This window comes from Arthrobacter sp. zg-Y179 (assembly GCF_020907345.1).
Classification (GTDB): domain Bacteria; phylum Actinomycetota; class Actinomycetes; order Actinomycetales; family Micrococcaceae; genus Arthrobacter_B; species Arthrobacter_B jinronghuae.
This window is the reverse complement of record NZ_JAJJOB010000008.1, coordinates 274669-285827: the sequence shown is the minus strand read 5'-3', so window position 1 is coordinate 285827 and position 11159 is coordinate 274669. Positions and strand designations below refer to the sequence as shown.

At 65.3% G+C, this 11159-nt stretch carries 15 protein-coding genes; 10 read left to right on the top strand and 5 right to left on the bottom strand.

Going from position 1 to position 11159, the window contains the following annotated elements:
- Positions 1-173: 173 nt before the first annotated feature.
- Positions 174-1706 carry an MFS transporter gene (locus tag LOC56_RS09950; RefSeq protein WP_331460930.1) on the bottom strand — a complete coding sequence of 511 codons (1533 nt, stop codon included), beginning with the start codon at positions 1704-1706 and terminating at the stop codon, positions 174-176.
- 71 nt (positions 1707-1777) lie between these two features.
- Complete coding sequence (locus LOC56_RS09945) at positions 1778-2350, bottom strand: TetR/AcrR family transcriptional regulator (protein WP_229952104.1); 573 nt, start codon at positions 2348-2350, stop codon at positions 1778-1780.
- Positions 2351-2493: 143 nt separating this feature from the next.
- Between LOC56_RS09945 and LOC56_RS09940 the strand changes: the two genes are divergently transcribed.
- The 4 genes from LOC56_RS09940 to LOC56_RS09925 all read left to right on the top strand — a co-directional run bounded on the left by LOC56_RS09940 (position 2494) and on the right by LOC56_RS09925 (position 5681).
- Positions 2494-3258, top strand: coding sequence for an alpha/beta fold hydrolase (locus tag LOC56_RS09940; RefSeq protein ID WP_229952103.1), 765 nt, complete (start codon positions 2494-2496; stop codon positions 3256-3258).
- Positions 3259-3314: 56 nt separating this feature from the next.
- Complete coding sequence (locus LOC56_RS09935; protein ID WP_229952102.1) at positions 3315-3878, top strand: hypothetical protein; 564 nt, start codon at positions 3315-3317, stop codon at positions 3876-3878.
- Positions 3875-5314: a dihydrolipoyl dehydrogenase family protein gene (locus LOC56_RS09930; protein WP_229952101.1), complete on the top strand. Its 1440-nt coding sequence runs from the start codon at positions 3875-3877 to the stop codon at positions 5312-5314. Before LOC56_RS09935 ends, LOC56_RS09930 begins: the two co-directional genes overlap by 4 nt.
- A gap of 61 nt (positions 5315-5375) precedes the next feature.
- Positions 5376-5681, top strand: a complete 306-nt coding sequence (locus LOC56_RS09925; protein ID WP_227922127.1) for an EthD family reductase — start codon at positions 5376-5378, stop codon at positions 5679-5681.
- A 114-nt stretch (positions 5682-5795) separates the two neighbouring features.
- On the opposite strand, the gene LOC56_RS09920 is transcribed toward LOC56_RS09925, so the two are convergent.
- The gene (locus tag LOC56_RS09920; protein WP_229952100.1) at positions 5796-6587 is read right to left on the bottom strand and encodes a hypothetical protein; all 792 of its coding nucleotides are present in this window, start codon (positions 6585-6587) and stop codon (positions 5796-5798) included.
- Between the two features lie 142 nt (positions 6588-6729).
- Between LOC56_RS09920 and LOC56_RS09915 the strand changes: the two genes are divergently transcribed.
- On the top strand, positions 6730-7098 hold the full coding sequence (locus LOC56_RS09915) for a hypothetical protein (RefSeq protein WP_331460929.1): 369 nt from the start codon (positions 6730-6732) through the stop codon (positions 7096-7098).
- A 54-nt stretch (positions 7099-7152) separates the two neighbouring features.
- Positions 7153-7623: a hypothetical protein gene (locus LOC56_RS09910; protein WP_229952099.1), complete on the top strand. Its 471-nt coding sequence runs from the start codon at positions 7153-7155 to the stop codon at positions 7621-7623.
- Here the strand turns inward: LOC56_RS09910 and LOC56_RS09905 are convergent.
- Positions 7620-7925 carry a hypothetical protein gene (locus LOC56_RS09905; protein ID WP_229952098.1) on the bottom strand — a complete coding sequence of 102 codons (306 nt, stop codon included), beginning with the start codon at positions 7923-7925 and terminating at the stop codon, positions 7620-7622. The two genes, LOC56_RS09910 and LOC56_RS09905, sit on opposite strands and share 4 nt — an antisense overlap.
- A 175-nt stretch (positions 7926-8100) precedes the next feature.
- Between LOC56_RS09905 and LOC56_RS09900 the strand changes: the two genes are divergently transcribed.
- The 3 genes from LOC56_RS09900 to LOC56_RS09890 all read left to right on the top strand — a co-directional run bounded on the left by LOC56_RS09900 (position 8101) and on the right by LOC56_RS09890 (position 9571).
- Complete coding sequence (locus LOC56_RS09900) at positions 8101-8736, top strand: hypothetical protein (RefSeq protein ID WP_229952097.1); 636 nt, start codon at positions 8101-8103, stop codon at positions 8734-8736.
- Positions 8736-8963 carry a helix-turn-helix domain-containing protein gene (locus tag LOC56_RS09895; protein ID WP_229952096.1) on the top strand — a complete coding sequence of 76 codons (228 nt, stop codon included), beginning with the start codon at positions 8736-8738 and terminating at the stop codon, positions 8961-8963. Before LOC56_RS09900 ends, LOC56_RS09895 begins: the two co-directional genes overlap by 1 nt.
- Positions 8964-9064: 101 nt before the next feature.
- Positions 9065-9571: a hypothetical protein gene (locus tag LOC56_RS09890; RefSeq protein WP_229952095.1), complete on the top strand. Its 507-nt coding sequence runs from the start codon at positions 9065-9067 to the stop codon at positions 9569-9571.
- A 29-nt stretch (positions 9572-9600) separates the two neighbouring features.
- Here the strand turns inward: LOC56_RS09890 and LOC56_RS09885 are convergent, their stop codons facing one another.
- The gene (locus LOC56_RS09885) at positions 9601-10173 is read right to left on the bottom strand and encodes a hypothetical protein (protein WP_229952094.1); all 573 of its coding nucleotides are present in this window, start codon (positions 10171-10173) and stop codon (positions 9601-9603) included.
- 243 nt (positions 10174-10416) lie between these two features.
- Between LOC56_RS09885 and LOC56_RS09880 the strand changes: the two genes are divergently transcribed.
- The gene (locus tag LOC56_RS09880) at positions 10417-11142 is read left to right on the top strand and encodes a hemerythrin domain-containing protein (protein WP_229952093.1); all 726 of its coding nucleotides are present in this window, start codon (positions 10417-10419) and stop codon (positions 11140-11142) included.
- The last annotated feature ends 17 nt before the right edge of the window (positions 11143-11159 follow it).

Sequence of the window (11159 nt, the reverse complement as noted above, 5' to 3'; positions counted from 1 at the left end):
CCCACTCGGCGAGACTGCAATTACCATGTCGTGTGGCCACGGGTTTCTTGCCAACGGATTGCTGAAACGCATTTCGCTTCCCCTCGATTGCCGGGCCCCAATTCCATCTACTGGCTTAGCGTGAATGGTGTGGCCCCTCTCGCAAACAGAATGACATCCTCGTCTGGCTGTCGCTAGGAGCAACAACTAGTGCCGCGAAGGCTGACACATGCAGCCATAGGTGCATCGTCCCGCAAGCCGGTCCTCCACAGAAAAGCCACTCGCGGTTTGCTCATGCCCCGGTAACGCCGAAGCGCGACGACGGCGCACCCGCTGCGCGTCACCCGCCAGCGGAGCGCCCAGTTGCCGTCGTCGGATTCCGGATCCCCAGGAACGCGACTGCCCCGGCCGCAAGGAAGAGGCACGCGGTAACCAGCACCGTCTGCCGGAAGCCCGGAAAGTCCAGGGCACCGCCGGACACGGTGCCGGCCAGCGCGATCGCAATCAGCCCGGCCACCCGCGAGACGGCATTGTTGACCGCTGACCCGATGCCGGCGTCGTCCTCGTTCAGCGCGCCGAGCACCGCGGAGGTCAGCGGCGCCACCGTCAGCGCCAGGCCCAGTCCGCACAGCAGCAGCCCGGGCAGCAGTTCGGTGAGGAAATCCAGCGGCGGCTGGACCGTCAGCATCAGCAGGAACCCGGCCCCGCAGAGCACCGGACCGGCGGTCATAAACAGCCGCGGCCCCGTAAATTCCGGCCAGCCTGCCGACACGGGCGGACAGCAGCAGCATGGCGACCGGCAGCGGCAGGGCGGTGAAGCCGGCGGCCGTCGCGGAGAACCCCGCGGACTCCTGCACGAAAACCGTCACGGCGAAGGTCCCCAGCGAGAGCCCCGCGTAGGCGCCCGCAGTAACCACGTTGCCGTAGCGGAAGTTCCGTGCCCGGAACAGGGACAGCGGCATCATCGGTGCCGGTGCCCGGGCCTCGCGCAGCAGGAACAGCACCAGGGCCAGCAGCCCTGCAGCCAGGGGAACGACGACGGCGGGATGCCCCCAGCCGAGCCGCTCCTGTTCGATCAGTCCATAGACGGGACCTGCCAGTCCGGCGACGGCCAGTACAACGCCGGGCAGGTCGAACGCGGCCCGCCGACGGCCGCTGCTCTCCTGCAGGCCGGTCATCAGCAGCAGGCATGCGGCCACCGGCAGGACGTTCACGGCGAAGATCAGCCGCCAGCTTCCCACGTCCACAAGCACTCCGCCCAGCAGCGGGCCGATAATCGCGGCCGTGCCGGTCCACGCCGTCCACCTGCCGATCGCGGCGGCGCGCGCGGCGTCGTGGTACGCCGTCGTAATAAGCGCCAGCGAGCCGGGCACCAGCAGTGCGGCGGTGATGCCCTGGATGCCGCGGGCGAGGATCAGGACGCCGGGTGCCCACGCCAGCGCGCAGGCAAGGGAGGAGAGCCCGAAGCCCAGGATGCCGATCCGCAGGATCCGCAGCCGGCCGAAGGAGTCCGAGAGCGAGCCGGCCAGCAGGATGAACGCCCCCAGGGTGAGCAGATAGGCGTTCACGGTCCACTGCTGGGTGGGCAGCCCGCCGCCGAGTTCTCCGCTGATCGCCGGCAACGCCACGGTGACGATGGACCCGTCGAGGAACGCCACGAAGGTGGCGAGAATAGCGACGGCCAGCAGCCGGGTGGTACCGGAGGGGCTGCTGGCCGCGCTGGTCATGAACGAAATACTAAGGTGCCGGGCTCACCCGGTCCCGGGAAGCCGTTCGCGCTCCCGGTCTTGGCAGCGGGTCAGCCGGCCTTGACGACCGCACGGCAGCTGCGCAGGAACGAAGCGGCGAGGTCATCGCCGTCGGCGTCAAGGTAGCCGGCAACCATTGCGCCGCCGTGAAGAAGCATCAGATCCTGAGCCACAGCGTTCGGGTCGGCGGGGGCCAGGGGACGGACGATTTCCGTGTACGCAGCCTTGCACCATTCGCGGTGGTCCCTGATGGTTTTACGGACCGCACTGGCGGGATCCGGATACTCGGCCGCCGCGTTGATGAAGGGGCACCCGCGGAATCCGGGTTCGCACGACATCGTGCCTAAGTGTTCGGCAATAAGTTGGAACGTCTTATCGGCATCTCCGCCTGCATGTTCCATTGCAGCGCCGATTCCCTCACGCTCAATCTTTGCCCGGCGTTCCAGATGGGCTACCACCAGGTCGTCCTTGCTTTTGAAATGCCGGTAGAAGGTCACTTTCGTCGTGCCGGCACGGTCGATCACCTTGTCGACGCTGACCGCCCGCAGCCCCTCGGCATAGAACAGCTCAGTCGCTGCTTCGACGAGACGTTCCCTCATCGATACCTTCACAGCCTCCGCCATGGTTTTCCTTCCCGTTGCCCTTGCGTGTCCCCGTGATCCACATTACGCTCCTTCTAAGTAGAGTGACTGGTCATTCTACCAGCCGCGAACGGCGTTCCGTACGGACGCCGGGCGGCTTCAACTCCGATGAAAGGACAACCCAGATGTTCAACAATTCACCCCGACTGGGCGCCACCGATTCCGCCGCCGCCGAAAACCAGGCCGAAAACCAGGGATTGCCGACCATCGTGCTTGTGCACGGCGCGTGGGCCGATTCCTCCAGCTGGGAGCCGGTGATCAACGAACTTCTACACGCAGGATTCCCGGTCCGGGCCGTTGCTAACCCGCTGCGGGGCGTGGAGCATGACACGGCCTACCTGGCCAGCTACCTTGCGGCGATCGAGGGTCCCGTGGTGCTTGTAGGCCATTCGTACGGCGGTGCAGTCATCACGAACATCGATACGAGTGCCTTTGACGTGCGAGCCCTCGTGTACGTCGCGGCATTTATCCCGATTGCGGGGGAGACCGTCGGCCAGCTGGCCGCACAATCTTCGACCCCGCTGCCCTTGGTGACAGTCGAAACACCAAGCGGGCCTGAGGTCCACATCAGCCCGGAGGGGTTCCGCGCAGCCTTTGCCGCCGACGTCGACCAGCACACGGCAGGTGCCCTCGGCATCGTCCAGCGTCCTGCAAACGTCCGGGCGGTCGCGGAACCGATCAGCCGGGAGGCATTCCGCACCGTGCCCGCCTATGTACTCGTCACCACGGCGGACCGGGCCATCGACCCGGACGTGCAGCGGATGATGGCCCGCCGGACCGACGCGGCTGTCATAGAGGTCGAGGCCTCCCATGCCGTCATGGTCAGTCGTCCCTCGACCGTCGCGGGTCTCATTCTCCAGGCCGCGACGTCGGCGGTAACCGTCCGATGACCCCTCACCAGACACCCCCTTCCCGCTTTCAAACACTTCAAACAGAACGGAATGTCATGACCACATCAACCATCCAGACCCCACCGGCGATCTCGCCGGTCCTGCGGAAGCTGTACTTCGTCCGCTTCGGATTCGCCATCGTCTGGGCAGTCCTCATTGCCCTGACCGCCTCCACCCTCGGACCCCTCAGCATCGCCCTGCTCATCCTCTACCCGCTGTTCGACGTCGCGGCCGCCGTCGTCGACCACCGCGCCTCCCGCGCCACCCGTCCCGGCCCGCTGCTCCTGGTGAATATGGCGCTCAGCCTGCTGACCGCCGTCGCCCTCGGCGTGGCCGTCACCTCGGGGGTTCCCGCCGTGCTGGTTGTCTGGGGTGTGTGGGCTATTACCGCGGGCGCCGTCCAGCTCGCCGTTGCCATTTCCCGCCTGAAGCTGGGCGGGCAGTGGCCGATGATTCTCAGCGGCGGCATCTCCACCCTCGCCGGCACCGGATTCATTCTGATGTCCGGCACCTCCGCGGCGGCCCTCACCGGCGTCGCGGGATACGCCACCCTCGGCGGCGTGTTCTTCCTTCTCTCCGCGATCCGGCTGCAGCGTCTCGCGAAGGCGGGCACGCGATGACCGGGACCGTTACGGACGTTATTGTTATCGGCGCCGGTCCGGTGGGGGAGAACGTTGCGGACCGGATAGTTGCCGGCGGCCTCAGCGCGGTGATTGTCGAATCCGAGCTGGTGGGCGGGGAGTGCTCCTACTGGGCGTGCATGCCGACCAAAGCGCTGCTGCGGGACGCCGCCGCAATCCGTGCGGCCCGGCAGCTGCCCGGTGCCGCCGCGGCGGTAACCGGCGGACTCGACGTCGATGCGGTGCTGGCCCGCCGGGACCGGTTCGCCTCGAACTGGAACGACGACGGCCAGGTGGCGTGGCTCCATCAGGCCGGCATCACCCTGGTCCGCGGGCACGGGCGGATCAGTGCCCCGCGGACCGTGGAAGTCACCGGCCGGGACGGCACGGTCAGCGCGATCACGGCACGGCACGCCGTCGTTGTCGCCACCGGCACCAGCGCGGCGCTTCCGCCGATCCCGGGACTGGCGGACGCCGCCCCCTGGACCAGCCGTGAAGCGGTGTCCGTGAAGAAAATCCCGGAGCGGCTCGCGATCATCGGCGGGGGCGTCGTCGGCACGGAAATGGCGACCGCCTTCAGCGCTCTGGGCGCCGCGGTGACGCTCATTGCGCGCGACGGCGTCCTGCCGCGGGTCGAGCCGTACGCCGCCGAGCACGTCGTCGCGTCCCTCGAGAGCAGCGGCGTGCGGGTGCTGATCGGTGCAAGCCCGAGCGACGTTACCCGCGACGCCCGCGGCACCGTGCACGTAACCCTGGCCGGCGGCGGGAGTATCGACGCCGACGAGGTCCTGGTTGCCACGGGACGCCGGCCCAACACCGGCGACCTCGGGCTCGAACACCTCGGGCTCGCGGCCTCCGGCTGGCTGAGCGTGGACGAGACGCTCCGGGTGGTCGGCCCCGACGGCACCGTGCCCGACGGCGGCTGGCTTTACGCCGCGGGCGACGTCAACGGTCGTGCGCTGCTCACCCACCAGGGGAAGTACCAGGCCCGGGCTGCGGGGGAGGCGATCGTTGCACGGGCAACCGGCGCCCCGGTTGAGGACTTCCCCTGGGGGCGTCATGCGGCGACCGCCGACCTCCGGGCAGTTCCGCAGGTCATCTTCACCGACCCCGAGATTGCCTCCGCCGGCCTCACCCTGGCCGGCGCCGTCGACGCCGGGCTCCGGGTCCGTTCCGTGGAATACGACCTTGGATCGGTTGCTGGTGCTTCCCTGCATGCCGACGGCTATACCGGCCGCGCGAGCATGGTCATCAATGAGGACACCAACACGATTGTCGGGTTCACCGCCGTCGGACCTGACGTGACCGAGCTGGTGCACGCGGCAACCATTGCGATCGCGGGGGAAGTGCCGATCGACCGGCTCTGGCATGCGGTTCCGGCGTATCCCACGATCAGTGAACTCTGGCTCCGGCTGCTGGAGACCGCGGCACGGTAGACAACGGTCCCACGTGCCCGGAAACTTCAACCACCCCGACCCCCCGAAAGGAAAGAACCCCATGCCCACCAAGATCACGTTCGTCATTGACAACCCCGCCGACCCCGACGCCTTTGAGACGGCCTACAAAGGCATCGCGGACAGCGCCAAGCAGCTCCCGAAGCTGCGTCGTTACGAGGCCGGCAAGGTCTGGCCGAAGGAAAACGGCTCACCCACGCCTGCCCACCGGACGCTTGACCTGTACTTCGACAGCTATGAGGACGCCTCGGCTGCTGTGACAACACCTGCGGCCGCGGACCTCTTCGGTCAGCTGAAGGCCAGCGGGACCACCTTCATGGCCCTGTTCTCGGAGGTGGAAGAGAGCTAGGCGGGGCGCGGTTTGCCCGCCTTGAATCCCTATTCGCCTGGTACCGATGCCCGTGTTCCCTCACCGGAACACGGGCATCGGCTTTTAACCGTTCAGCTCGGTGATTCCCCGCGGCTACTGAATCCCGCGGCTGCAGTTCAGTTCCCGGGCCAGGGAGTCCAGCTCTTTCGGGTAACCGCTCGGGAACTGAGGCTGGTCCTGTGTGGGTGGCCGGTTGCTTGCCTTCGGTGCCCCTGCCTGCCGAAGATCCCGGTCCAGTGCGGCGATGCCTTCCACAGTCCATGTACGTGCAATTCCCAGACCACCGTCACCAAACGGGATGCGGACTTCCTTGTCGCTGAGGGGCTCGAGGTAGGCCTTTGCCGAGGTCCAGGACAGATACGCTGCACGGGTTAACCAGATCTCCTGCTCCACGGACTGGCTGCTAAGCCGTGCGCGGTCAGGCTCCCACAGCCGGATGAGATCCAGAAACCAGCGGGCAGCCTCAGGGGGAACGCCCACCGGGAAATCATCTGCGAGTTGCAACGTGACCTGGTTGCTCAGTTCCTGATCGGATCCGGCCGAACCACTCAGAAGAACCATATAGGTGCCGTTTGGATCCGGGCTGGAACGCATGGACATGAAATAGCTGCTCGACCGGGGTGCAGCATCGCGTTCCCTAGCAGGCCCCGGATCGATAAGTCCGGTAAGGCTTTGCTGTTCGGCCGGTATGACTTCATAGCTGACAGCGGTGCTGTTCCGGTCACCGGTGTCGTGGTACCACTGCAGCCCGGTCCACGCGGACAGCAGCGACATCGTGCCGGCCAGGCGTGCGGCGACGGCCTCGGGCTTTTCAACCCTCCCGGCCCAGTTCAGGTTGATGAACGGACCACTGCCGCTGCCGAACATTTCCTTCGCAGACTTCATGTGGTCAACGTACAGCCTGCCCTGCTTTTGCCCGTGTCCCCGCACCGGAACTCGGGCCTCGGCTCTCATCGGCGAATGTCCCGGCGTGTATCGGGTGTTGGAGTGTACGGATCAAGAGTTTTCGCGGGCCAGGTGGTGCTGGATGTCCAGTTCCTGCCTGGGGGAGGACACCCCGGCACTGTCCGGCGGCGAGGCACAGCGGCTAAAGCTCGCCGACGAGCTGGGCCGGGACCAGTCCGGCACCCTGTTTATCCTCGACGAGCCCACCGTCGGCCTGCATCCGCTCGACACGCGGTTACTGGACCGTCTCCTTGCCAAAGGCGCCACGATCGTCGTCATCGAACATGACCTGGACCTGATTGCGAACGCTGACCACGTCATCGACCTGGGGCCGGGCGGAGGCGAGGCCGGTGGCGGCATCATCGCCACGGGTACGCCCGACGACGTCGCCGCCAACCCTGCCAGCAGCACCGGCCGCTACCTCGGGGCCTTGCTGCAAGGTGACGGATAGTCGCGCCGTAGATGCAGGGAAAGGCCGGAGCCGCCCCGTAGTAGGCTTCGGGCCATGGGAACTCGGCGAAGTATCAGCAAATCTGACTACCGGCTCTACGCCCGGCCGGTGCCTGGGGAAAGCGGGGACTGGGTGGAAGTGGTGTCCGACGGCGGTGAACCTCCGCAGGCGTCGCGCCGAACCACCCATACCGAAGCGGAGTTCAGCGATGCGGGCGTTGACGGCGCCGCTCCTCAAGGGCCCCTCGAACCGGCTGCTGCCCCCAGGAGCCGGTTCAACCCCTATCTCTGTGCCGCGTGGGCGGTTGTGGCGATGATGCTTGTCCTTGGACTGATCTGGCTCTCCGGCAACCTCCAAATAACGTCGGCCATTTACAGCGGCGGCGGTGCAGTCACGAGTGCCCAGGACGTTGCGATGATGAACTTCCAGATGATGGGTGTGTACCTGCTGCCCTTCGGTCTGGCAGGCGCCCTTGCGCTGCTGATGCTTCAGGCTGTCGGCTACCGCCGCGACCGCCGGGGCTAACCGGCGAGCTCATAGTGCGACACGGTGCGGTCACGCTCCAGGAGGAAGCGGTCGTCCTCGGGATAGAAGACGGCCCGGCCGACGTCGTCGCCCGCGAAAGCGCGAATCGCCTCTAGGGAAACCCACAGCGAAACCGTGACAATCTCGCTGCGCCCCTCGTCCAGGCTACGGGTGAGGATCCAGGCGCCGAGGTTGCCGGCCGTGGCGCGGTACTCGTCGATCCCGGTTTCCCGGACGTATTCGACGTACGCCTCAAGGTCTTGGCTGTGGACGACGCCGCGCCACATCCGAACAATGCGCATGCCGGTCCTTCCGAAGATGGCGGGCTGCCGGATCCGCCCGGCCCAGGGCGCAGGAGCCTAGCGTTGGCCGGGCCGGGCGGCCAGAGTGAGACGGTTGCCGGGGGCATTGACGCCCGTACCGCAGCGGCGTAGGTTGTCGACAATCGTTATTAACGACAGTCGATATGGGGGGACCATGAAGCTGATGAAAAACACCGGCGCGCCGGCAGGCGAAAAGAGAATCGTTTCGCGGACGGACGCGACCGTATTCATGATTGTGGCGGCATTGGCCGCGGTCGTAAGCACTGCCTTTTCAATCTCCGAAATCGCCGGGTACTTCACCGGCCCAGTGACGCTGGAGCTTCCTGTCAACGCACAGGACCAGAGTGTGGACGGGCTGACGGCCGGAGTGACAGCGCACTACACAACACTCACGGCTACGGTTCCCGCTCTTCCCTCCGGTCCCGCAGTGCTCCTCGCTTGCTCTTCAGCGCTGCACCAGGCAGGTGTGCTCGCCGTCCAGGCGCTGGTATTCCTGCTGGCCTACCGGCTCCGCAGCGCGGTCCTGTTCACCGCGGTGTCCGTGAGGATCATCGGGGCCTGCGGTATCGTCCTGCTGCTGGTAGGGACGTTTAGCCAGGGCCTCTACGGAATCGCGCTGCCCCGCGTGGCGGACCTGGTTGTTATGGAGCGCCAGACGGGCGACGAACTGGTCCTGTTTGAAGGCACGCTGAGCCCCTGGCCGCTGGTGCTTAGCCTCGTCCTGATACTGGTTGCGGGAGTCTTCCAATACGGACGCCGGATTCAGCAGGATACGGATGGCCTGGTCTGATGCCGGCGGATGATTCCTCGAACATCCACTGCCGTCTTGATGAACTCCTGGAAGCCCGCGGCATGACGCTGACGGAACTGAGCCGGCAGGTCGGTGTCAGCCTCGTGAATCTGTCGGTCCTCAAGAATGACCGGGCCAAAGCCATCAGGTTCTCCACGCTGACCGCGATCTGCAATGCGCTGGATTGTGAGGTCGGGGATCTCTTGGTGAATCCCCGTCCCGCTTGAACCGGTTTTGGTTTAATCCTTGATCTGTGCGGATCCGCCGTATCGTTGCATTGCTGCTGCGAAGTTATTGTTCCGTGCGCCTTTTACCGTTAGGTCTCAAAGTGTCAAAAGCCAAAGAAATTCCCGGAGTAGAGGTGGGCGAAAGCCTCGTTCCCAAGATGTCCGCCCCATGGCTGGCAATCGTGCTGGCGATCGCATCGATCGTTGGAATGATCGTCGCCAGCGAATTCATGGCTGACCCTAAGGCTGAGGGTTATAAAGACTTGCTGATGCTGGGGATCATCATTCTTCTGGCCGTTTACATTGTTTCTTTCGCCGTGATCATCAAGGTCGGAGCTGCAGCCAGGAGGAAACTGTCAGCGGCTAAAGGCAGGATCGCGGAAATGCTGCGGCAGGAACACGGATACACGGTGGATCATCCCAAGACGCTCATCCTGACTGTCCAGAGCAAAACCACGCTGAACCCATACGACATACCGGCCACAGACACCTACGGGCGGCCGGTAAATATTCGGATTAGTCCGGATGAATCGGGCACCAAAGTTGTCGCCTCCATCTGCGAGGAACACCCGGACCCCTCTGCAAATAATCGATACCGCAGGCACTAGGCGAAGGACCAGGTTCCAGCAGGTCGAAACTAGCCTTCGACGTCGTACACCTGAGCCGGGTCGCGCTCGAGGATACGGTCCCGCATCTCGCGCTTGAGGACTTCCAGGTGGGCCAGCTCGGCAGGGGTCTTCTCCGGCTTGGCGGTGAGCTCGATGAACTCGTCCGCGACGATGCCCTCATTCCGGATCACGCAGGTGACGGTTGCATCCCCGGCGGTCAGCTCGAAGACGTAGCGGGCCAGGGTGTTGCCGCGCTCGGGCCGGGCGAGTTCCGGCAGCACGGCGTAGCGGTCTCCGGTGACCGCGCGGGTCACGAGTTCGAAGGCATCCCGGGCGCCGGGACCGCCGAAGGGGGTGCGGATCCGGATCTCGCGGCGCTCGACGCGGCCGCCGGGGGTGCGGGCTGCCAGTTCCGGGAGCGCCCGGCCGAGTGCTGCGAAGGCGTGCGCGACGCCGCCGGGGAAGCCGGGGCCGTGGTACTTCATGCAGTCGGCGAAGGTGAAGTCCAACTGCACCCCGTCCTCCCACACGGTGAGCGTGCGCTCGGGGTTCGGGATCGGCGTCGGTTCGGGACGTTCGGGGGCTGCTGCGTGCTTGCTCATGTGGGGTTTTACTCTCGGTGCGGGGGAAATCTGGCCATCAAAACTTTACCGACCTGCCGGCCCATGCACCTAGCCGGGGCCGTACCGCGCAGCAGTGTTCAGCCGGGCCGGTTCGGCGTACCACTTTAGTCATGTACCAGCGCCCGCCCCGCTGGCTTAAACCATTGTTCCGTTTGACGAACGACTTTAAAATGTTCGCGGGGGAGCCCTCGGTCTTACAGAATCCCGTAAGGGGCAATCCAAATGACTGACTTCTTTACAGCTCAACCGGGCGAGACCGCGGCTCCCTTGCCGCCGGGGCCCATCCTCTGTACCGGGACGGTCGGAATGCGGCGCGTTCACCGTTTTTTCCTTTGGGCCTACGACGAGGCACCCGGCCTGGTGCGCTCCACCCCTATCGGTGATACGGATCGCGCCGCCTACGTTGGGGAAGTGCTCGGAAACTTCGACGGCGTGCTGCACATCCACCACGAGGGCGAGGACCTGCTCATGTATCCCCAGCTGGAGGGCCGGGCACCTGGATGCGCCCTGCATGTAGCGCAGATGCTGGAACAGCATCGGCAGGTGGGGCAGCGCCTTGAACACATCGAACCTGTCCGGAGACGCTGGATGGAGACGGCAGACGCGGCGGTCGGCGAGGAACTCGCTGAACGCTACGAGGACCTCTCCGCTCTGCTTAAAGTGCACCTGCGCCGCGAAGTCACTGAGGTGATGCCCGTGGTGGACAGGGTGTTGAGCGAAAAGGAAATGGACGCGGTCGGTCAGCACGGGATTGAACAGTTCGACAAGAAGTTTTTGGTGGGCTACCTCGGGATGATGATGGCCACGAACCCTCCGGACGACCGAAAGGCTTTCTTCAAGGAAATCCCTGCCCCGGTCCGACTTGCTTACCGCCTCGTGGGGCGCCGAATGTATCGGCGACAATATTCGACGCTGTTTCCCGGGCGTGAAATTCCGGAGACACTTTAGTTCCATAACGTACGTCC